16 protein-coding genes are annotated in these 21,315 nt (G+C 64.2%); 5 read left to right on the top strand and 11 right to left on the bottom strand.

Annotated features, from left to right (window positions below; translation table 11 throughout):
• From G9408_RS08115 to G9408_RS08130, 4 genes are all read right to left on the bottom strand, one after another.
• Nucleotides 1–1,167, bottom strand: a complete 1,167-nt coding sequence (locus G9408_RS08115; RefSeq protein WP_168453556.1) for an efflux RND transporter periplasmic adaptor subunit — start codon at nucleotides 1,165–1,167, stop codon at nucleotides 1–3.
• Between the two features lie 11 nt (nucleotides 1,168–1,178).
• A complete protein-coding gene (locus G9408_RS08120) occupies nucleotides 1,179–2,387 on the bottom strand; it encodes a TolC family protein (RefSeq protein ID WP_168453557.1) in 1,209 nt (402 codons plus the stop codon).
• Nucleotides 2,388–2,442: 55 nt separating this feature from the next.
• Entirely contained in the window at nucleotides 2,443–2,778 is a 336-nt protein-coding gene (locus tag G9408_RS08125; RefSeq protein WP_168453558.1) for a hypothetical protein, read from the bottom strand.
• A 788-nt stretch (nucleotides 2,779–3,566) separates the two neighbouring features.
• Nucleotides 3,567–6,233: a sensor histidine kinase gene (locus tag G9408_RS08130; RefSeq protein WP_168453559.1), complete on the bottom strand. Its 2,667-nt coding sequence runs from the start codon at nucleotides 6,231–6,233 to the stop codon at nucleotides 3,567–3,569.
• Between the two features lie 255 nt (nucleotides 6,234–6,488).
• Here G9408_RS08130 and kdpF point away from each other — a divergent pair, with 255 nt between their 5' ends.
• Genes kdpF through G9408_RS08155 form a run of 5 tightly spaced genes read left to right on the top strand, consistent with a single transcriptional unit; the run spans nucleotide 6,489 to nucleotide 11,636 of the window.
• A complete protein-coding gene (gene kdpF / locus G9408_RS08135) occupies nucleotides 6,489–6,578 on the top strand; it encodes a K(+)-transporting ATPase subunit F (RefSeq protein WP_168453560.1) in 90 nt (29 codons plus the stop codon).
• 12 nt (nucleotides 6,579–6,590) lie between these two features.
• Entirely contained in the window at nucleotides 6,591–8,294 is a 1,704-nt protein-coding gene (gene kdpA, locus G9408_RS08140) for a potassium-transporting ATPase subunit KdpA (protein WP_168453561.1), read from the top strand.
• Between the two features lie 11 nt (nucleotides 8,295–8,305).
• Nucleotides 8,306–10,336, top strand: coding sequence for a potassium-transporting ATPase subunit KdpB (kdpB, locus tag G9408_RS08145; RefSeq protein WP_168453562.1), 2,031 nt, complete (start codon nucleotides 8,306–8,308; stop codon nucleotides 10,334–10,336).
• A gap of 10 nt (nucleotides 10,337–10,346) precedes the next feature.
• Nucleotides 10,347–10,934 carry a potassium-transporting ATPase subunit KdpC gene (gene kdpC, locus G9408_RS08150; RefSeq protein ID WP_168453563.1) on the top strand — a complete coding sequence of 196 codons (588 nt, stop codon included), beginning with the start codon at nucleotides 10,347–10,349 and terminating at the stop codon, nucleotides 10,932–10,934.
• A 9-nt stretch (nucleotides 10,935–10,943) separates the two neighbouring features.
• The gene (locus tag G9408_RS08155) at nucleotides 10,944–11,636 is read left to right on the top strand and encodes a response regulator (protein WP_168453564.1); all 693 of its coding nucleotides are present in this window, start codon (nucleotides 10,944–10,946) and stop codon (nucleotides 11,634–11,636) included.
• A 156-nt stretch (nucleotides 11,637–11,792) separates the two neighbouring features.
• Here the strand turns inward: G9408_RS08155 and G9408_RS08160 are convergent, their stop codons facing one another.
• From G9408_RS08160 to G9408_RS08190, 7 genes are all read right to left on the bottom strand, one after another.
• A complete protein-coding gene (locus G9408_RS08160) occupies nucleotides 11,793–13,460 on the bottom strand; it encodes a flavin-containing monooxygenase (protein WP_168453565.1) in 1,668 nt (555 codons plus the stop codon).
• Nucleotides 13,461–13,518: 58 nt separating this feature from the next.
• Nucleotides 13,519–14,676: a CaiB/BaiF CoA transferase family protein gene (locus tag G9408_RS08165; protein ID WP_235957628.1), complete on the bottom strand. Its 1,158-nt coding sequence runs from the start codon at nucleotides 14,674–14,676 to the stop codon at nucleotides 13,519–13,521.
• A 261-nt stretch (nucleotides 14,677–14,937) separates the two neighbouring features.
• Entirely contained in the window at nucleotides 14,938–15,642 is a 705-nt protein-coding gene (locus G9408_RS08170) for a TetR/AcrR family transcriptional regulator (RefSeq protein WP_210423292.1), read from the bottom strand.
• Nucleotides 15,639–17,270, bottom strand: a complete 1,632-nt coding sequence (locus tag G9408_RS08175; RefSeq protein ID WP_168454069.1) for a long-chain-fatty-acid--CoA ligase — start codon at nucleotides 17,268–17,270, stop codon at nucleotides 15,639–15,641. Before G9408_RS08175 ends, G9408_RS08170 begins: the two co-directional genes overlap by 4 nt.
• Complete coding sequence (locus G9408_RS08180) at nucleotides 17,270–18,301, bottom strand: phosphotransferase family protein (protein ID WP_168453566.1); 1,032 nt, start codon at nucleotides 18,299–18,301, stop codon at nucleotides 17,270–17,272. Before G9408_RS08180 ends, G9408_RS08175 begins: the two co-directional genes overlap by 1 nt.
• Nucleotides 18,289–19,023 (bottom strand): SDR family NAD(P)-dependent oxidoreductase, encoded by a 735-nt coding sequence (locus G9408_RS08185; protein WP_168453567.1) that lies wholly within the window; start codon nucleotides 19,021–19,023, stop codon nucleotides 18,289–18,291. Before G9408_RS08185 ends, G9408_RS08180 begins: the two co-directional genes overlap by 13 nt.
• Before the next feature lie 12 nt (nucleotides 19,024–19,035).
• Nucleotides 19,036–21,297 (bottom strand): TonB-dependent receptor, encoded by a 2,262-nt coding sequence (locus G9408_RS08190; protein ID WP_168453568.1) that lies wholly within the window; start codon nucleotides 21,295–21,297, stop codon nucleotides 19,036–19,038.
• Between the last annotated feature and the right edge of the window lie 18 nt (nucleotides 21,298–21,315).

Genomic DNA, 21,315 nt, shown 5'->3' on the forward strand with positions numbered 1-21,315 from the left:
TCAATGCTCCGCCTCGCCCTTGCCGATTTCGGCCTTGAGCAGGAAGGCGCCCTTGGTCGCGATGATCGCGCCCGGTTTCACGCCGTCGATGATTTCGATGCGACCGCCGCCACGCTTGCCGGTGACCACGGTTGTCGTCTGAAAGCCCTTCGCGGTCTTCACGAACACGACCTCGCGCCCCTCGACGGTCTGGACCGCTTCCTCCGGCAGCGCGATCAGCGTCGGCCCGGCTGCGCCCCGCGGCTTTATGCGGGCACGAAGACCCTGGCCCGGCGTCAGGCCGCCAATGCCTTCCGGCACTAACACGATCGTCGCGGTCTTGCTGTCGGGGTCGAGGCTGGGCGTCGCCGAACGGACGATTGCATTGACGCTCTCGCCGCCCAGCAGTTCGATGACCGCGGTATCGCCCGGCCGGATCCGCCGCGCATCGGCGGCGAGCACGGCGGCGTTGACCTGGATGCGGTTGGGGTCGGCGACGCGAAACAATTCGGTCCCTGCGAGCACATATGCGCCGAGCTTCGCGTCGGATTTGGTAATGCGTCCCGAAATCAGGCTGGTCACGGCGAGCGTGCGCCCGTCGCCCGAGACCTTGGCCGCCGACGCGGCCGATTGCGCACGCCGCGCCTCGGCGTCAGCCTCAGCGAGCGCCGCAGCCGCGGCTTCCAGATCCTGCCTGGCCGTGATGCGCGCGTCGAAGAGCTTCTTCTCGCGCGCATAGTTCGATCGTGCGAGCGCCAGACGCGCGGTCGCCGAACTGCGCTCCGACGCGATCGCTGCCGCATCGCGGCTTTCCATGACCGCGACGACTTCGCCGGGTCTTACCGCGTCGCCCAACCGCCGATTGATCCGGATGATCGCACCGTCAGCGCGCGCTGTCAGAATGGCCTCGCCCTCCGGCGTCGCCGCGACGACCCCTTGCGCCAGAATCTCCGATTCCAAGCCACCGGCCTGGACCGTCTCCGTCAGGATCCCCGCGCCTTTGGCCCGGGCTTCGCCCATCAATATCTGGCCTTTGACATGGTCCTCTTCTTGCCCAGCCGGCTCCGCCACCGGTGCAGCCGCTGGCGGGGCCAACGACCGGCCGATAAGCACCCCGCCGCCGCCGAGGATCAAGGCTCCGACCGCGGCGGCGACAATCAGGCGATTCCTGTGTTCGAATATTTGCATGATGGATGTTCCTATTGCGCGTTCGCACGGCCCAGCGCGGCAAGCGCGCGGGCACGATCGCGTTCAGCTTCGATGAGTTTGAGGTTCGCGTTGGCCTGCGCTTCCTGCGCGTCGATCAGTTCGATCAGCGTAAATTTACCTTGCTGATATCCGATCTCTGCTATTCGCGCGGCTTCATTCGCCTGGAACAGGCTCGCGCCTGACAAGGCGGCCACCCGTTCGTTGGCGGCGGCCAGCATCCGTTCGGCATCGCGGCGCAAAAAGCGCATACCGAGCCGGGCCTGTGCCAAGTCCGCTTCGGCCGCGTCGCCATCGGCCCGCGCCGCGGCGATGTTGCCGCGGTTGCGATTGAAGACGGGAAGCGGGATCGACACGCCGACGATGAACGCCGTGTCCCGGCTTTCGCGAAAGTTCCGGACACCCCCCGACGCAGTTATGTCGGGGACGCCTTCCGCCTGAGCCAGCTTCACGCGCGCCGCGGCCGCATTGCGCTCCGCCGCGGCAAGACGTTCGTCGAGACTTTGCGCATCGACGGCCAAGGCTGGCGGCGGGGCCATGTCTTGGGCCGCTGCCGAAAGCTCGGGGTCTTCGCTGCCGATCAACAGCGCCAGCCTTTGGCGCGCCGACAGCAGATCGGCCTCGGCGCGCAGAGTCTCGGCCCTGGCTTCGGCGAGCAGGGCGTCGGCACGGAGCTTGGTCAGCGGTGGATCGCGGCCGACATCGACAAGCGTCTCGGCTATCCGCACAAGTTCCACCGCGCGGGCCAGCACTTGCCGCGCCAGCACCGCGCGATCCTCGGCGGCGCGAAGTTCGGCATGCGACACGATGATGTCATAGGCGAGATCGGCTTCGGCCTTCCGCAGGGCGATTTGCGCAAAGGCGCGTTCGGCCGATGCGACCTCTTTTCGCGCCCGGCGCTTGCCGCCGAATTCGAACGGCTGCGAGACTGCAACCGTCGTCTCGGTCTGCCCGAAGGTCCGATAGGGTCCGGTGCCACTGAAATTTTCGACTTCTGCCGAAAGGGTTGGGTTCGGACGGACGCCCGCCTGGATTGCGCGGCCTTCAGCTGCCTTGAGCTCGGCCTTGGCCTTGGCAATGCGCGGCGACGCATCCTGTCCGCGCGCGAGCGCGTCGGCCAGCGAGACAGGCTCGGCGAAGGCCGGACAGCTCGCGACGGCCAGCACCCCTGCAAGCAGCAGGGTGCCCAATGATTTAGACATAAATACTCCTGATCAATGCGTGACGACGCAGGCGAACGCCTGCGCGAAGCAGTGATCAGGCGGCGGGAGGCTGAGTGGGGGGTGCCGTCGCGTCGGACGCGAGAACGGTCGCGGGTTGGCCGAAGAACAAGGCACTCGAAACCAACCTGTCCGACATCGGCGGGCGACCGTTCAGCTCGGTACAGGCCGAACAATGATGATGATCGATATGCAGCGGCGGTGGGTTGTCGGGCGAATGTTCGTCAGCGTCCGACGGTGCAGCAACGACGTCGCAATCGACATCGATGATTTCGATCACATGCCCCGCTTCTGCGCCCGCCATCGCCGGCACGACAACGCTGCCGAACAGCAGCGAAATGGTGACAATTAGGCGGGCAAGGAAAGCCGACATGGCTCGCCGCCTATCATGAACGCGACGGCCTCGCAATCCGAGCCCGTTGAGCGTCTTATGTCGAATGTCAGCCATCTTCATTCCTCTCGATCGGCATCGAGTTAGCCAAGCATATGCACCCTGTAGTACCTACAGGGTCAAGTGGGATTGCGCGGGCAATCTTTACACAGTGGTCAGGATGCCTGCGCATGGCCGGTTTGTGACGAGCAGCTTTCAGGCCCAGATCCGAGACAGCCGCATTCACGGGCTCGCGGCGCGCACGATGTTTGACGCGACGAATACGTCCCATAGTCTTCGCTTGGGCGTCCAACCGCGGTGACCCGTTCGTCAACGAGCCGTGTATATTGTCGCGTACTGATATGCGCTGAGTGATCGACGCGGCTCGGGAACACGTGATCGTCAACCGATCCGCCGCGACGTTCGAGCCACGCGAGGAGGCTCCCACATGCATCCTACCTGATTGCGAATTGAACTGGCCGATTGGTCTTCTGCTGAATCACCATCGCCCGCGTTCTCAACTCACCACCGGTAACAAGGGCGCCGGTGCTGACCTTCTCTAGATTGCACCCTCTCAGTTTGCCGTCGATCGCCCGATGGAAAAACGCCCGATCATGGAGCCGATGCTCTCGATCCAGGTGAAAGCGAAATGCCCATATCTGTCTGGGCTTCAATGGTCGCTTGGTTCCAACTTTTCCTCCAGCATTCCACGCAGGGGGTGGATACAAATTTCAAACTCAAATCTTCCCATGATCTTTCTCCTGCGGCCGAGACGGCCTTCAGAGCAACGCTCAGGAAGGGTCGATTGTTTTGGAAATCAATCGGTCGGGGAAACTGAGCGTAAACGCCGCGCCGCCGTCGGGATGATTGGCTGCGGCAATTCCGATACCGAGCGCATCCGAAAATCCCTTTGCGATCGCCAGCCCCAGGCCGCTGCCGCCGTGCCGGTCCCCGCCTTTACCCTGCGCAAACGTATCGAAGATCGTCCGTTCGGTTCCCGGCTCCAGCCCCTCGCCCCGATCGCGGATCGTCAAGGTGACCGCATCGGCGGTTCGTCGGCCGATGATGCCGATGGGTCCGGAATTTCCGCCATGCTGTATGGCGTTGGCCAGGAGATTGAGCAGGATATGATGGAGCAGCCGTTCATCGACCCGGACGAGCGGCAAACCGGCGGGAACCTGAAAATCAATATGATGGCCGCGCAGGGAATCCTTGAGATCGTGAACCACGGCCGCGACGACGTCGGTGAGATCGACGGGGGTCAGGTCGAGCTTGACGCCGCCCGCATCGAGACGAACGAGTTCGAGAAGATTGTCGAGAAACCGTCGTAGCCTCGCGACTTCGGCGCGCGCGACGGGCAGCGCCGCGGCGTCGGGGTGTTCATCGGCCATTGCCTCGATCGCTGCGGTGACGCCGGTAAGCGGCGTGCGTAGATCGTGCCCGATTGACGAGAGCAACGCCGCGCGCAATCGGTCGCGTTCCTCCAGCACCGAGAGGCTGCGCATTTCGTCCTCGAGGTGCAGGCGTTCATGCGCCAGCGCGGACTGGCCGATCAGTGTCGCCAAAAGGGCAGCCTTGTCAGGCGCAATCGGATCCGCTCCGTCGTCGCTCGCGATGCCAAGCACGGCCAGCACACCGAGCCCGGTTCTGAGCGGATGAAATTGCCAGTCGGAGGCCACGAGCGTGCTCGTGCCGCGCCCCGCCGGCTCGCCGCTGCTCCACGCCCAATCGGCGGCGGCCTGGTCGACCGGCGAAATGGTTGCCTCGCGCGGCCGCGCCACGATCGAGGACAAAATTCCGTCGGTTTCTACGAGCATAACGCAGCGTACACCTAATAGCCGCGACACTTCATCGCACGTCGCGGTCGCGGTCGCCTCGCGATCCGACGCGCGCGCGAGCATCTGACCAAAAGCGGCGAGCGACGCATTCTCTTCGGCGCTGCGTACCCCGATGCGGGCGCGGGTTCGCAGCCGTCCGGCGAGGTTGCTGGTCACCGCCGCCACCCCGGTCAGCAACAGCATCGTCAGCACACTTTGCGGATCGGAGATGGTGAAGGTGTGGACCGGGTCGAGGAAAAAGAAGTTGAACGCCAATGCCGCAGCAAGGCTGGAAAACAAGCCAGGCCGCAGACCATAAAGCGTCGCGGTCACGATGACCGGGACCAGATAAAGCAGATCGACCGCGCCGCGCCCGATCAGCGGCTCGGCAAATTTGGCGAGCAATGTCGTGGCCGCGATCAGAAAGAGCGCGCCTGCATAGGCCGTCGGCTGACCCCAGCCGCGCAGCCAGCCTTTCCACCCGGCTTTATTTGTCGCCGTTTCGGGCGACGGAATGACATGCACCGCCAGATCTCTTGACCCGCGTATCAAAGTTTCGACCACCGACCCGTGACGCAGTTCGAACCACCAGCTGCGCTGCGACCGGCCGATGATCAGCTGCGTTGCGCGCTGCGCCTCGATCTGCCCACGCAAACCCGTGATGACATGCTCGGACGGGATCGTCGCGATCGTCGCGCCGAGCGTCGCGGCGAGCGACAGCGCCGCGGCGATCCGGCGTTTGGTCTCCTCATCGAAATTTTCGCTGCGCGGGGTTTCGATGTGCACCGCGGTCCACGGCGCGTTGAGCCCGTCGGCCAGCCGTTTTGCGGACCGCACAAGGGCGTCGACCCCCCGCTGCTCGCTGATCGCCACCAATATGCGCTCGCCCGCCGCATAGGTGCCCGCCACGCCGCTAGCGTCGAGATCGTGCAGCATCTGGCGATCGACGCTGAGCGCCGCGCGCCGCAGCGCCATCTCGCGCAGCGCCGACAGGTTTGGTTTGGAAAAGAAGTGCGCAAGCGCGCGTGACGCCTCTTGCGGCACATAGACCTTGCCGTCTTTCAGCCGGTCGATCAGCTCGTCGGGGGGCAAATCGACGAGCTTGATCTCGGCGCCCTCGAAGACGCTGTCGGGCACGGTCTCGCGCACGCGGACGCGGGTGAAGCTGGCGACGACGTCGTTGAGGCTTTCCACATGCTGGATGTTGAGCGTCGTATAGACATCGATGCCGGCGTCGAGCAGTTCGGCGACGTCCTGCCAGCGCTTGGGGTGGCGGCTGCCCTCGACGTTGGTGTGGGCATATTCATCGACCAATGCCAACGCGGGTGCGCGGCGCAGCACGGCGTCGAGGTCCATTTCGGTGAGGGTCCGGCCGCGATACTCGACCTTCCGCGGCGCGACGACTTCCTGCCCGTCGAGCAAGGCTTGGGTTTCAGCGCGGCCGTGCGTTTCCACCACGGCGACGACGACATCGACCCCGTCGCGTTTCAGCGCCGCGCCCTCGGTCAGCATTGCATAGGTTTTGCCGACCCCCGGCGCCGCGCCGAGGAAAATCTTGAGCTCGCCGCGATCCTCGCGCCGCGCCTGACGCAGCAAGGCCTCGGGCGAAGGTCGTTTTTCCGGGGGCGCAGGCGTCGGCATGTGCCGGGCTTAGCCGAACGGGAGCGCCAGCGCCAAGCACGCGACGCCCGGACTTTATGGAAACTTTATGCCGATCGGCGAATTCGCCCGCGAAACTTTACGGCGAAGGGGCGTAGCGGCGCCCACATCCCAACCGGCTCCCGCTGGAGTCCCTCGCCGGAGAATATCCATGTCCGATATATTGTGGCTCGGTCTGATCGCCCTGCTGGTCGCAGCGACGCTCGGTTACGCGCGCCTTTGCGACTGGGCATAGCGATGAACAGCTCGCTGATCCTCGCCGGCGTCACTGCCGCTGCCCTCCTCGTCTATCTGCTCGCTGCCTTGCTGCGGCCCGAGCGTTTCTGATCGGAACCTGACATGACCGTCGCTGGCTGGGGCTTGATCCTCCTCTTCGTCGCCATCCTCCTCGCGCTCGCCAAGCCGATGGGGTTGTGGCTGTTTGCGCTCTATGAAGGGCGCATCACCCCGCTGCACCGAGTGCTTGGTCCGGTCGAGCGCGGCTTCTACCGTCTCGCGGGGATCGACCCCAATGAGGAGCAAGGCTGGCGACGCTACGCGCTGCACATGCTGCTGTTCAACGTCGCGCTGCTGATCTTCACCTATGCGGTCCTGCGATTGCAGGGCGTGCTGCCGGTCAATCCGCAGGGGTTCGGGGCGGTCGGTGCCGACGGCGCGTTCAACACCGCGATCAGCTTTACCACCAACACGAACTGGCAATGGTATTCGGGCGAGGCGACGCTGTCGAACCTGTCGCAGATGCTGGGTTTGACGATCCAGAATTTCCTCTCGGCGGCGACCGGTATCGCGATCGCTTTCGCCTTGTTCCGCGGTTTTGCGCGGCGCGAGGTGAAGACGATCGGCAATTTCTGGGCCGATATGACGCGCGTCACCCTCTATCTGCTGCTCCCCATTTGTATCGTCTATGCGATCTTTCTGATCGCCAGCGGCGTGCCGCAAACGCTGGCGGGCTCGGTCGATGCTACCACGCTCGAGGGGGTCAAACAGACGATCGCGCTCGGCCCGGTCGCGAGCCAGGAAGCGATCAAGATGCTCGGCACCAATGGCGGCGGCTTCTTCAACGCCAACAGCGCGCATCCCTTCGAAAACCCGACTGCGCTCACCAATCTGGTCCAGATGCTGTCGATCTTGGCAATCGGCGTCGGGCTGACCTGGTGCTTCGGCAGGGCGGTCGGCGACACGCGCCAGGGATGGGCGATCCTCGCCGCGATGGGCGTGCTGTTCGTCGCCGGCGTGGCGGTCACCTATTGGCAGGAAGCCGCGGGCAACCCGGTGCTGCACCAGCTGGGTGCCCTCGGCGGCAATATGGAGGGCAAGGAGGTGCGTTTCGGCATCGCCGCCTCCGCGCTGTTCGCGGTCGTCACCACCGCCGCGTCGTGCGGCGCGGTCAACGCGATGCACGACAGCTTTACCGCGCTCGGCGGCATGATCCCGCTGTTCAACATGCAGATCGGCGAAGTCGTCGTCGGCGGGGTCGGCGCGGGCATCTATGGCTTCCTGCTGTTCGCCATCCTCGCAGTGTTTGTTGCCGGGCTGATGGTCGGGCGCACCCCCGAATATGTCGGCAAGAAGATCGAGGCGCGCGAGGTCAAGCTCGCGGTGCTGGCGATCGCGATCCTGCCGCTCGTCATCCTTGGTTTCACCGCGATCGCCAGCGTGCTGCCCGCGGGACTCGCCGGGCCGCTCAACAAGGGACCGCACGGCTTTTCCGAGATCCTTTATGCCTTCACCTCGTGCGCCGGGAACAATGGCTCGGCCTTTGCCGGTCTGACCGCGGGCACGCCCTTTTACAACGGGATGCTCGGCGTCGCGATGTGGCTGGGGCGCTTTTTCGTCATCGTTCCAGCGCTCGCCATCGCGGGCAGCCTCGCCGCCAAGCGCCACGTCCCGGCGTCGAGCGGTTCCTTTCCCACCACCGGCGGCCTTTGGATCGGCCTGCTCGTCGGGATCATCCTGATCCTTGGCGGCCTCACCTTCCTTCCGAGCCTCGCCCTTGGCCCGATCGCCGACCATCTGGCGATGGTCAACGGCCAGCTTTTCTGACGGATTCGATCATGACAGCACCCAATTCGATGTTCAGCGCCGCCCTCGTCATCCCCGCGATGCGCGATGCGGTGAAGAAGCTGAAACCACGCGAACTGTCGCGCAATCCGGTGATGTTCGTCACCGCAAGCGTCGCGGCGCTGCTCACCCTGCTTCTCGCGCTCGGCGAGCCCGGCCTGTCGACGGGTTTCCAGGTTCAGCTCGCGCTCTGGCTCTGGCTGACCGTGCTTTTCGGCACCTTTGCCGAAGCACTCGCCGAAGGGCGCGGGCGCGCGCAGGCTGCGTCGCTGCGCGCAACCAAGGCCGAACTCAAGGCCAAGCTGATGCTCGGCGTCGGCGACACCTATGAACTCGTCCCCGCCACCCAGCTCGAAAAGGGCGAGATCGTACTCGTCGAGACGGGCGACCTGATCCCCGCCGATGGCGAGGTGATCGAAGGCGTCGCCTCGGTCAACGAGGCCGCGATCACCGGCGAGAGCGCGCCCGTGATCCGCGAAGCGGGCGGCGACCGCAGCGCGGTGACCGCGGGCACCCGCGTCATTTCCGACCAGATCAAGGTGCGCGTCACCGCCGAACCGGGCCAGGGCTTTCTCGATCGCATGATCGCGCTTGTCGAAGGCGCCGAGCGGCGCAAGACGCCGAATGAAATCGCACTCACCATCCTGCTCGTCGGGCTGACGATCATCTTTCTGATCGCGGTGTCGACGATTCCCGCCTTTGCTTCTTACGCGGGCGGAGCGATCCCGGTGGCGCTGCTCGCGGCGCTGCTGATCACGCTGATACCGACGACGATTGCCGCGCTGCTGTCCGCGATCGGCATCGCGGGAATGGACCGCCTTGTGCGCTTCAACGTCCTCGCGAAGTCGGGCCGCGCCGTCGAGGCGGCGGGCGACGTCGATGTGCTGCTGCTCGACAAGACGGGGACGATCACGATCGGCGACCGGCAAGCGAGCGAATTTCGCGCGCTGGCGGGCGTCGAAACCGACATGCTGGCCGAAGCGGCCTTGCTCGCGAGCCTGGCCGACGAGACGCCCGAAGGCCGCTCAATCGTTGCCTTGGCGCGCGAGCGCTATGCGATCCGCGTTCAAGCCTTGCCCGCCGGGTCCGAGATCATCCCCTTTACCGCGCAGACCCGGCTGTCGGGCGTGACCGTCGCCGGGGTGACGATCCACAAGGGCGCCGTCGATTCCATCCTGAAGGCGCATCCTCTCGAGGATGCATTGCCTGCCGTGCAGGAGATGCGCCGCATCACCGACGAGATCGCGCGCGCCGGCGGCACGCCGCTGGCGGTGATCCGGGACGGGCGACTGCTCGGGGCGATCCACCTTAAGGATGTCGTCAAGTCGGGGGTCCGCGAACGCTTCGTCGAGCTCAGGAAAATGGGCATCCGCACGGTTATGATCACCGGCGACAATCCGCTGACCGCCGCGGCGATCGCTGCCGAAGCCGGGGTCGACGACTTCCTGGCCGAAGCAACGCCAGAGGACAAGCTGGCGCTGATCCGCCGCGAACAGGCCGAGGGTCGCCTCGTCGCGATGTGCGGCGACGGCACCAACGACGCCCCCGCGCTTGCGCAGGCCGACGTCGGCGTCGCGATGAACACGGGAACGCAGGCGGCGCGCGAGGCGGGCAATATGGTCGACCTCGACAGCGACCCGACAAAGCTGATCGAAGTCGTCGGGCTCGGCAAACAGCTTCTCATGACGCGCGGCGCGCTGACGACCTTTTCGGTCGCCAACGATGTCGCCAAATATTTCGCGATCATCCCGGCGATCTTCGTCGCGCTCTATCCCGGCCTTGGCGTGCTCAACGTCATGGGACTCGCCACGCCCGAAAGCGCGGTGCTGTCGGCGATCATCTTCAACGCGCTCATCATCCCCTGTCTCGTGCCGCTGGCGCTCAAGGGCGTGCGCTACCGCCCGATGCCCGCCGGTCCGCTGCTTGCGCGCAACCTGTCGGTCTATGGCCTTGGCGGGCTCGTCGCGCCCTTTGTGGGGATCAAGCTGATCGACCTCGCCGTGTCCGGCCTCAACCTCGCCTGAAGGAAAAACGATGCTTTCCGACCTCAAATCCGCGCTGCGTCCGGCGCTCACACTAACGCTCTTGTTCGCTGCCTTGTTGGGGCTCGCCTATCCGCTCGCGCTCACCGGCATCGGCCAAGCGCTGTTTCCGGAGCAGGCGAACGGCAGCCTGATCCGCGAAGGTGACCGCGTCATCGGCTCGAACCTGATCGGCCAGAAATTCACGAGCAACGCCTATTTCCACGGTCGCCCCTCGGCCGCAGGCAGCGACGGCTACGATGCCAGCGCCTCGTCGGGATCGAACCTTGGGCCGACAAGCAAAGCGCTGGCCGAGCGCGTTCAGGGCGACGTTGCCACCCTTTCCGAAACGACACCGGGCTCTCCTGTCCCGCCTGACCTGGTGACGACCTCTGCCTCGGGGCTGGACCCCCATATCAGCCCCGAGGCAGCCTTTTTCCAAGTGGAAAGGGTGGCGAAGGCACGCGGCGCAACCGAAAACGAAATCCGCGCGCTGGTACGGAAATCAATCGAGCAGCCATTGCTCGGCTTTCTGGGCGAGCCCCGCGTTCACCTATTGCAACTCAATCGCTCGCTCGACGTCCGCTTTCCGGCGCGGTAGGAAGCGGCGATGTCGCAGGCCGCAAAAATCCTGGTCGTCGAGGACGACGCCCATATCCGACGGCTGCTGAAAGCGACGATGCAGCGCGCGGGACATGATGTCGTCGAGGCAGCCGACGCCCGGCAAGCGCTCGCGCTGCTCGACATCGAACATCCCGACGTTGTGCTGCTCGACCTGGGCCTGCCCGATCGCGACGGGCTTGAACTTATCGAACCGATCCGGCTGCGTTCGACCGCGACGCTGATCGTCGTTTCGGCGCGCGAGGACAGTGCCGAAAAGGTGACGGCACTCGACCTTGGCGCCGACGACTATGTTACCAAGCCGTTCGATACCGAGGAGCTGCTCGCACGCATCCGGACCGCCCTGCGTCACCAGCGCCTCGCACAAACGGACAATCAGGCTGCGGTAGTCGATGTTGGACGGGTGCGGATCGATCTCGAACATCGCCGGGTGCTGCGCGACGGCGAGGAGATTCATCTGACGCCGAAGGAATATTCGGTTCTGGCCGAACTTGCACGCCGACCAGACCGCGTGCTGAGCCACGTGCAATTGCTGAAATCGGTCTGGGGGCCGGCCCAAACCGAGCGCGTCGAATATCTGCGGATCGCGATCCGCGGTTTGCGCCAAAAGCTTGAGGTCGATCCATCGCAGCCCAGGCTGATCGTCAACGAATTGGCTGTCGGGTACCGCTTGCGTAGCTGATTCGCCGACTGCGACCGGTCGACTTTTGGGCGTGTTGCAAACAATGCAGACACGCGCGATCGACGACGCGCTAGGGATTCGCGGGGGACCGACCTAGAAGTCGGCTGTCAGAGAGACAAGGACGCGGCGCCCCTGCGCCGGCGCGAAGCCGCCGTCCTACGCGCGCCTTTTGAACTCGAGCTCCGGAAAATCGTCCGCCGCCGATCGGTCCAGCGCGTCATAATAAAGGTTGGCGCCACCGAAATAGATCAGCACGCGCGCGCCCTTGTCGTCGCGGTTGGCGCCCATCATCCACGAATTGACCTTGTCGCCTTCGGCCATCAACGTCTGGCCGTGAATATCGGCGGTCGCGGCGGTCCATTCGCGCTCGGCCTCCTCGCGCGGTTCGAACAGATCGAGCCCCTCGCGTTCCATCTTCGCGATACAGCGCGATATCCAGATCGCATTCTGCTCGATCGACGTCGGCAGGTTGGCGAACGGCGCCTGCGGACCGGTAACGATGAACATGTTCGGGAAGCCGGCGACGCAGACTCCCATGATCGACGACGATTGGACCTGCCATTTTTCGCGCAGCGTCTGACCGCCCTTACCGCGGATCGGAAAGGCTTCGAGCGCCCCCGTGTAGGCCTTGAAGCCCGTCGCCAGCACGATGATGTCGAATTCATAATCGTTGAGTGTGGTGCGCACCCCCGTGTCGGTGATCTCGACCAGCGGCTCGCGCTTCTTGATGTCGACCAGATGCACATTGTCGCGATTGAAAGCTTCGAAATAGCCGTGATCGAGCGGCGGACGCTTGGCGAACAGCGGATAATCGTCGAAGCTGGGGGTCAGCAGGTCAGCCAGCGCAGGATCCTTGACCCGCTCACGCATCTTGGCGGCGATGAAATCGCCCGCGATGCGGTTGGCTTCGGGACTGGCGAGCAAATCGTCGAAGGTTTCGAAAACCCAGCGGAAGCTGCCGGTCCAATTCTCCTCGAAAATGCGCTGGCGTTCCTCGGGCGGGGTGTCCAGCACGTTGCGCCCGACCGGGCTGTCGAAGGCCATGCCAAAGACATGATTGCGGCACTTCGCCACGATCGCCGGATAATTGTCCTTGATCTCTTTCTCCCACTCAGGGGTCATGTCTTTCTGCATCGCGGGCAGGACATAATTTGGCGTGCGCTGGAATACCGTCACGCTGCCGGCGGTTTCGGCGACGACGGGCAGCATCTGAACGGTGGTAGCGCCGGCGCCGATGATGCCGACCTTCTTGCCAGTATAATCCAGCCCTTCATGCGGCCAGCGCAAGGAATGGAAGATCGGTCCCTTGAAGCGGTCCATACCGGGGATCTTGGGGATCATCGGTTCCGAAATCATCCCCATGCCGCTGATGAAATATTTGCAGCTATAGACGTCGCCCTCGCCGGTCTTGACCTGCCAGCAGCCGCGCGATTCCAGATACTCCGCCTCGACGATTTCGGTGTTGAACTGGATGTGCGGCCACATGTCGCATTTGTCCGCGACGAACCGCATATAATTCTGGGTTTCCTCGCGGCCGGGATAGCGTTTGGACCATGACCATTGCTGCAACAACTCGGGCGAGAAGGTCAGGCAGTAGTAATAGCTTTCGCTGTCAGTCGCCGCGCCTGGATAGCGGTTCCACGTCCAGGTGCCGCCGATGTCCGATGCGCGGTCAAAGACACGGACGCTGATACCGGCCTCGCGCAGATAATGGATCAGCGCCAGGCCGGCAAAGCCGGCGCCGATGACGATCGCGTCATAATCTACGGCAGGCTGATCTTCGCGACGCTCGGGGGCCACGCTTGTATCGGCGATTGTCGTCATTGCTCTCTCCAGTATCCAACGGCGCCTTGGTCAGCGCCCGTCATTCTCACTCAAAGCTTTATGTCGCCGCGATCCGATCGGGGTCTGCCACGCCGATCTCGGCAAGGATTTCCGCGCGGTCGGAATCACGCTGCCACATCTGGGGCGCCGCAACCTGGGTGCCGATGAAGCGCGGTGCCGGATGCGGTTGCGTTAGACCCCCGACCTCCAGATAGCTGCCGCGGGCGCGGTTGTGCGCGTGCGACGGCGCTTCGGCCATCGTCAGCACCTCGGTGTAGCAACAATCGCGGTGCTGCAATCGCTCGGTCCAGCTCGCCCGCGACGCCGACCCAAAAATGGCGGCCAGCCGCGCCTTCATCGCGGGCCATTTCGATTGGTCGTGCTGGGCGGCAAACAGGGGATCGCTGGACAAACCCAGCGCGTCAATCAGCCGCGCATAAAATTGCGCCTCGATCGCGCCGATCGCGATAAAGGCGCCATCCGAGCAGGCGTAGCAGGCGTAGAACGGTGCCCCGCCATCGAGCAGATTCTGGCCGCGGCCCTTATCCCACATCCCGTTGTGGGTGAGCGACCACATGCCCGCCATCAACGCGGCCGATCCTTCGGCCATGCTGCAATCGATCACGCGCCCCTCGCCGGTCTGGCGCGCCGCGAGCAACGCCGCGACGAACCCGAACGCCAGCATCATGCCGCCGCCGCCATAATCGCCGATCAGGTTCAGCGGCGGCGGTGGCGGTTCACCCTCTGAACCCAGCGCGCCGAGGCAGCCGTTGAGCGATATATAATTGAGGTCGTGGCCCGCCTTGTCCGACAAGGGGCCATGCTGCCCCCAACCCGTCATCCGCCCATATACCAGTGCCGGGTTGCGCAGCAGCAATTTGTCAGGCCCCAGTCCCAGCCGCTCGGCCACCCCCGGCCGAAACCCTTCGATGAGGCCATCGGCGGTTTCGACAAGCCTGCCAACGATCTCTACCGCCTCCGGCTGCTTCAGGTCGAGCGTGATCGAGCGCCGCGAGCGCAGCAGGACATCGCGCCGCTGATCCTGCGCCAGCGGGTCGCTGCCCCCGGGCCGGTCGATCCGGATCACCTCGGCGCCGTGGTCGGCGAGCATCATGCCGCAAAAGGGCGCGGGGCCGATCCCTGCCAGCTCGATCACGCGAACACCGTCGAGCACCGGGCGCATCAAACCGCCGTCAACGCGATCAGCGCGCGTCATCCGTCGAATTTTTCAGTGATACGCGACGGAGGGCTGCGCCGGGCGACGCGCATCCGCAGCGGCATCGCGACCAAATGGTCCCCTATGCTGCACAATCGCCGCGGATCGACAACCCATGCCAAGCCAACTCTCCCATATGTCAGTGCCATTATCGGCATCGCGCAATTTATTTGCTAGCGTCTAGCAAATAGAAAATCAAGCGCAAAAACTTGCCCCCATATCATTGGTTTTACAGGACTTATTATGACTTGACCGAGAGACTCAGTACGTGGTTCCAAAGGCTTTCGCGGTCGAGCGGCGAAAGGCTTCGAACTGTTTCGGCAGGTCGACGCTGCCGGGTGCGACAAGCCATTGATAGATCGTGCCGAAGATAAAGCTGCAGAAGCCGAACGCATAGCATTCGGCGTCGACCGACGTATCGATCTCGCCGCTGGCGATGCCTTCCTCGACCCAGTGCGCGACGTCGCGGCGATAGATTTCGTGATAGGCGGCAAGATGGTCGCGCACATCATTGTGCGAACTGATCGATTCAAACCACAGGATATACATCGCCTGCATGTAACCCGAGTGGCTCGACAAAAATCCCTCGACCGCGCGCAAGGCGGCAAGGCAGGCTTGGGCGCCGCCGCGGGTACCGACCTTGTTCGCCAGTTCGCGCGTCCAGCTGGTGTTGAAGTGCAACACCAGCTGTCCGAACAGCGCATCTTTCGATCCGAAGCGGCTCGATGCGAGTCCGCGCGAATAGCCGGCGCGCTCGCCGACCTCCTTGAGCGTCGTTGCGTGGGTTCCCTGCTCGACGATCAGCTGCATGGCAGCGTCGAACATCCGGGCGTCGGACAATGCGGTGCGTTCGGCCTGCGTGCGGCGAACGGCGCGCGGCTTGGCACGGACCTTGGCGGGAGCCGGCTGGACCTGTGTCACCTCGCGCAGCGAGGCCTTGCCCTTCATCGACGACGGTGCGTTCATGAAGATTCATCAATCCTTTCAAAAGCCATTTTGCCCGTCGCGACGGCCGCGCGCAGCGCCTGCTTGTCAATCTTGCCGACGCTGGTCAATGGCAGCGTATCGGTGTGCGCCCAATATTCGGGAATCCAGAACCGCGCGATCCCGCCCTGTAACGCCGATCGCAAGGCCGCGAAATCGGGGCGCAGGCCGTCAGGCGTCGTGACGATCGCCAGCGGCCGCTCCTCCCAGCGCGGATCGGAAACGCCGATCACCGCCGCGAGATCGACGCCGGGCAGGCTGGCGATATGGTTCTCCAGTTCCGCCGAGGGAATCCACTCGCCCCCCGACTTGATCAGATCCTTCAATCGGTCGGTGACCTGCACATAGCCGCGCGCGTCGATAGTGCCCGCATCGCCGGTATCGAGCCAGCCATCGTCGGTCAGCACGCCAGCCCCAGCGCCGCGGTGGTAACCGCGCGCGATCCAGGCCCCGCGCAGCTGCAACCGCCCGACGCTCCGACCATCTTCGGCGACCGGCCTGTCCTGATCATCGACCAGCCGCACCCGGACCCCGGCGACGGGACGCCCGCTTTTCGCGCGCAACCGGCGCGCATCTTGGGGCGGTACGTCGGCGGGGGGATGCGACAGGACGCATAACGGGCTGGTTTCGGTCATGCCCCAGCCCTGGATCAGCGGGATATTCCAGCAGCGCTCGACATCGGCGATCAGCCCTTCCGAAACCGCCGATCCGCCCGCCACGATGACGCGAAAGCTGGTCATATCCACCGGGTCAGCGGCATCGGCACGCAGCAGGTCGTTGAGGATGGTCGGGACCGTCGCGGTAAAGGTCGGCGCGGTGGCGCGAATCATCCGGCGAATGGCCTCGGGCTGCAAATGCGGCCCCGGCAGCACGAAATCGGCGCCCGCGAGCCAGCCCGAATAGGGCAGCCCCCACGCATTGGCATGGAACATCGGGGGCAGCAGCAGGATGGTATCGCGGTCGCTGAGCGCAAAGGCATTGGCGGCCATCGACGCCAGGCTGTGCAGAAAGATTGTGCGATGCGAATAGACGACACCTTTGGGATCGCCGGTCGTCCCCGAGGTATAGCATGTGGCCGCGGCGGCGGTCTCGTCGACGTCCGGAAATTGCGCGATCGGCGCGTGGCCCGCGATAAACGCTTCGTAGGACGTCCAGGGCTTCTCGAGCCCGGCAAGCTGCTCGGTGTCGCCCGTCACGATGATGTGGCGCAGGTCGGTCAGCGAATTGACCTGTGGCACCAGCCCGGCGAGCAGCGTAGCATCGGCAATCAGAAAGCCGTCTTCGGCGTCCGCCATGATGTAACGCAGTTGATCGGGATGCAGACGCAGATTGAGCGTGTGGAGCACCGCGCCCATCGCTGGCACCGCCAGATAGGCCTCGAAATGCGCAAAATCATTCCAGCTGAGCGTTGCAACCCGGGTGTTCGCTTCGACGCCCGTAGCCTGCAACGCCGCGGCAAGACGGCGGGCGCGTTCGGCTGTCTCGGCATAGCTGCGCCACGTCACCCGCTCACCGTCGAACAGGCCGATGCGGCTCGTAGCGTGGATATGTTCGCCGTGCGCGACGATGGCCGCAGTCCCCAGCGGCTCGTGCATCATCGTCGCGTCCATCACGCCATCCCCTCGGCCGCCGCGATTCGCCACGCTGCATCGAGCAACGCTGGCACATCATGCTCCAGCCCGCGCTCATATGCCCCGTCGACCTGCCCTTCGCGAAACAGCACATAGGCGCCCTCGACGATCGCGGCGAGGCGCCACAGCGCGAAAGCCTGAAAATATCCGAGATGATCGATCGACAGTCCGGTCGTGTGAGCCCAGCGTTGCGCCAGCCCCGTGCCGTCGATCACGCCGGGCAAATTCGACACGCGCTGAACAAAGGCGAAACCGAGCGGCAGGCTTTCATCGCGATTCCACATCGCGGTGACCAGCCCGACGTCGACCATCGGATCGGCCAGCGTCGCCATTTCCCAATCGAGGATCGCCCTGACCTCTGGCACTTCGGGGTCCATCAAAACATTGTCGAGATGATAGTCGCAATGCACGATCCGCACCGCTTCTGGTTCCGGCACGTTCGCCGCGAGCCACGCGCCGAGTGTTTCGATCAGCGGCAGATTGCGGACCGCATGGACAGCGCGCACCGTGCGCCAGCGCTCGATCTGGCGCGGTACAAACGTCCGCGCCTTGTCGACATCGCCCAGCTCAGCGGGGACCGGCGCGATCGCGTGAACGCTGGCGAGCGCGTCGATCAGCGCGTGGCCGACCGCATCGAGCGTATCGACGCTGTTCGAATAAACGGACGGCAGCGTGTCGGTGATCGCCACTCCGCGGACAAAACGGGTCAGCGAAAAGGGCGCGCCGAGCACCGCAAGATCGTCGCAGAACAGGATCGGTTCGGCCACCGGCGCCTTGCCCGCGATCGCCGATATGAACCGAAATTCGCGCGCAATGCCTGCACTGGCTAAGTCGGACACCGTATCCGCGGGGGGATAGCGGAGCACCATCGGGCCGTCGGCGGTTTCGACCAGGCTCGTGACATTGGCATTGCCGCCGGTCAGTGGGCGGACGATCCGTGCCCCCGCTATGCCCGCTTCGTCTTCCAGCCAACGGGCAAACCGCTCGGCCGGATCGCTCACAATCTGCACAGCAGCCCGCCGTCGTTCGAGATGATCGAGCCGGTCATATAGGGCGACCCCGCCACCCACCAGACGACATCGGCCAGCTCCTCGGCGGTGCCTTCGCGACCGAGCGGAATACTCGCGACAAGCTTGGCTTTGGCGCGTGCCGATATGCCCGCGGTCATTTCGGTCGCGGTCAGCCCCGGAATGACATAATTGACCCGGATACCGCTCCGCGCCAGCTCGACCGCCAGCACCTGTGTCAACCCGGCCAGCCCGGCCTTTGACGCGCCATAGGCCGCGTCGCCGGCAAAACCGCGCAGCCCGACGACGGCCCCGATATTCACGATCGACCCACCTTCGCCCATGTGCGGCAGGGCGGCGCGCACAAAGTTGAGCGGGCCGGACAGGTTGGTATCCAGCACCGATTGCCAATCGCCGTGCGACAGCGAAGCAAGCAGCCCGCCGCGATGGAGGCCGGCGTTGTTGATCAGGACATCGATACCGCCCCAACGCTCGGCAATCTGCGCGCAGGCGGCCGCGACCGACGCCGGATCGGTCACGTCGGCGACCAGGCCGATGGCCTCGCCGCCGACCGCTTTCGCCTGCGCGTCGATATCCGCGCCGCGCGCGATCAGGGCGACGCGATCACCCTTGCTGGCGGCCAGCCGGGCGATCGCGAGGCCCAGCCCTCGCGATGCGCCGGTGACCACCCATCGGCGTGGTTCAGGCTTCGACCATGTCGTCATCTCCAGCGCTACTCAGAAGGCCTGGGTCACGGCAACGCCCCACGTCCGCCGCGGGCGCGGCGCGGCGTAGCTCCACACCCCCTGCACGTCGTAGCCGATCGTCCAGCCCTTTTCATTGGCCAGATTTTTGCCGAACAGGCTGACCGTGGTCTGGTTGAACCGCGCGTTGATCGACGCATCGACCAGATACTGCCCATTGTTGCGCAGGTTCGGGTTGTTGAGGAAGGTGATCTCGTGCCCGCCGATATAATGGACGTCGCCGGCAATCCACGCCGATGCATTGCTGCCGATGTCGGCCTCATAGATGCCGCCCAGGCTCCACGTCCATTTTGGCGCGCGGCGGATCTTCAGGAACGAGGCATCGACCGGCGTGCCGGTGCTGTAGATGTCCCCAAAGAAATCCTTATATTTGGCGTCGAGATAGCCGAGGTTGCCGCTGAGCGTGAAGCCGTCGAACAGGCGCGCGGTCAGATCGAGCTCAACGCCCTTAAATTCTGCCGAAGACGCATTGATCGTGCGGTTCTCGCGCCCCGTTGAGGTTCCCGGCGCAGGGACGTCGAGATCCTGCTGCATATCCTTATATTTCATCAGGAACGCCGCACCGTTCAGGCGCACGCGCCCGCCCGCGAACTCGGTCTTGAAACCGGCTTCGTAGTTGTCGAGCGTTTCGGGATCATAGGGAATCGTCGCCGCACCGATGGTTGCCGGACGGCCGTTGAATCCGCCACCGCGATAGCCGCGCGACCATAGGGCATAGACCATGGCTTCATCGGAAAGCTCGTAACGCAGCGAAACGCGCGGGGTGAATTTCTTCCAGCTTTCCTTGACCGGCGCGGCCATGACGATCGAACCCGGAAGCGTTGCAATCGGGTTTGCTTCGACCGTGGTGCCATAGATGAAAACCGGCAGATCGTTGACGATGCTCGACTTCCTGTCCTTCGTGTAACGCGCGCCGACGGTCAGCGTCAGCCGGTCGAAAATCTCATAATCAGCCTCGCCATAAATCGCCCATGACTTGTTGGTCTGCGTCACGTCTTGCGCACTGGTCAACAGCGGGGGACCGGCAAAGCCGATGTAGTTTTTGAGATTGATCGTGTAGCGGGAATCCCAAAGATAAGCGCCGAGGACGAAGGTTAGCGGACCGCTGCCACCCTTCGTCAGCCGCAGTTCATTGGTCGTCTGGCGCCAGCGCGCCGGGCGGTCGGTGTGATACAGCGTTTGCGGGCCTGCGTCGAAATCCTGATTGATCTCTTCGTCGGTTTTCAGCCAGCCGAAAATATAGTCGACCTGCATGTCGGAACCGACGTCGTAGGTCGCCTTGGCGATCGCCATGTCGAGCTTGAACGTCGCATTGCGCTCCAGTCGTCCGTCGGAGACGCTGACATAGCGGTCGCCCGACGTCGGCACGCCGGGCGAAGGCGAGCATTGCGCGTACGCGACGCAGAACAGATCGGTCGGCCGATTGATCGCCAGTAGCTGCGGCGGATCCTGCTTGGTCTTTTGATGATCATAGCTCAGCTGGATATCGAGATTGTCGGTCGGCTCAAAAAGCAGCGCTGCGGACAGCGCATAGAATTTCGACCGCTGGCCCGGCTGGTCCTGGACGCGGTTGAAGATATAGCCGTCGGACTTTTCATAAGCGCCGCTGACCTTGACCGCGACATTCTCGGACAATCCGGTGCTGGCGACCCCCTCGATTTTCCAGGTGTCGAACCGGCCATAGGTCAAGCGCGCCTTGCCGGTGAGGTCATAGGTCGGTCGCGAGCGGGCGAGATTGATGACGCCGCCGGTGGCATTGCGGCCAAACAGCGTGCCCTGCGGTCCGCGGAGAACCTCGACCCGGTCGATATCGATCGCCTTCAGCAGGCTGCCCGAGCTTTGCCCGATATAGACATCGTCGAACACCACGCCGACCGCGGGGTCGACCGATTTTTCGACGTCGGCAACGCCGATGCCGCGAATATAGACCGCGGCAACGCCGCCCGGCCCCTGCTGGGTATCGTCGATCACAATATTTGGCGATGAGTCGGCAAAATCGCGCACGTCGGAATCGAACCGCCGATCGAGCTCGCCGGCCGACAGCGCGCTGATCGAAGCAGGCACGTCCTGCATGCTTTCTTCACGCTTGCGCGCGGTGACGACGATTTCTTCAAGCCCGCCGGACGATGCCGCTGACGCTTCGCCGCTCGCATCCTGTGCGCTCGCGGCCGATGCCGGACAGATTATCATTGCAGCGGTAGCGAGCAGGCTCGCGGTTTTGACGCGATCGGTCATGATCATTTCTCTCCCATC

The organism is Sphingopyxis microcysteis (assembly GCF_012274265.1).
Lineage (GTDB): Bacteria > Pseudomonadota > Alphaproteobacteria > Sphingomonadales > Sphingomonadaceae > Sphingopyxis > Sphingopyxis microcysteis.

Excerpts from the sequence above, each read along its gene's own strand:
- G9408_RS08160 (WP_168453565.1), bottom strand. The coding sequence starts at position 13,460 with ATGACGACAATCGCCGATACAAGCGTGGCCCCCGAGCGTCGCGAAGAT.
- G9408_RS08165 (WP_235957628.1), bottom strand. The coding sequence starts at position 14,676 with ATGACGCGCGCTGATCGCGTTGACGGCGGTTTGATGCGCCCGGTGCTC.
- kdpF (WP_168453560.1), top strand. The coding sequence starts at position 6,489 with ATGAACAGCTCGCTGATCCTCGCCGGCGTCACTGCCGCTGCCCTCCTC.
- G9408_RS08175 (WP_168454069.1), bottom strand. The coding sequence starts at position 17,270 with ATGGACGCGACGATGATGCACGAGCCGCTGGGGACTGCGGCCATCGTC.
- kdpA (WP_168453561.1), top strand. The coding sequence starts at position 6,591 with ATGACCGTCGCTGGCTGGGGCTTGATCCTCCTCTTCGTCGCCATCCTC.
- kdpC (WP_168453563.1), top strand. The coding sequence starts at position 10,347 with ATGCTTTCCGACCTCAAATCCGCGCTGCGTCCGGCGCTCACACTAACG.
- G9408_RS08155 (WP_168453564.1), top strand. The coding sequence starts at position 10,944 with ATGTCGCAGGCCGCAAAAATCCTGGTCGTCGAGGACGACGCCCATATC.
- G9408_RS08120 (WP_168453557.1), bottom strand. The coding sequence starts at position 2,387 with ATGTCTAAATCATTGGGCACCCTGCTGCTTGCAGGGGTGCTGGCCGTC.
- G9408_RS08125 (WP_168453558.1), bottom strand. The coding sequence starts at position 2,778 with ATGTCGGCTTTCCTTGCCCGCCTAATTGTCACCATTTCGCTGCTGTTC.
- G9408_RS08185 (WP_168453567.1), bottom strand. The coding sequence starts at position 19,023 with ATGACGACATGGTCGAAGCCTGAACCACGCCGATGGGTGGTCACCGGC.
- G9408_RS08130 (WP_168453559.1), bottom strand. The coding sequence starts at position 6,233 with ATGCCGACGCCTGCGCCCCCGGAAAAACGACCTTCGCCCGAGGCCTTG.
- G9408_RS08170 (WP_210423292.1), bottom strand. The coding sequence starts at position 15,642 with ATGAACGCACCGTCGTCGATGAAGGGCAAGGCCTCGCTGCGCGAGGTG.
- G9408_RS08190 (WP_168453568.1), bottom strand. The coding sequence starts at position 21,297 with ATGACCGATCGCGTCAAAACCGCGAGCCTGCTCGCTACCGCTGCAATG.
- G9408_RS08115 (WP_168453556.1), bottom strand. The coding sequence starts at position 1,167 with ATGCAAATATTCGAACACAGGAATCGCCTGATTGTCGCCGCCGCGGTC.
- kdpB (WP_168453562.1), top strand. The coding sequence starts at position 8,306 with ATGACAGCACCCAATTCGATGTTCAGCGCCGCCCTCGTCATCCCCGCG.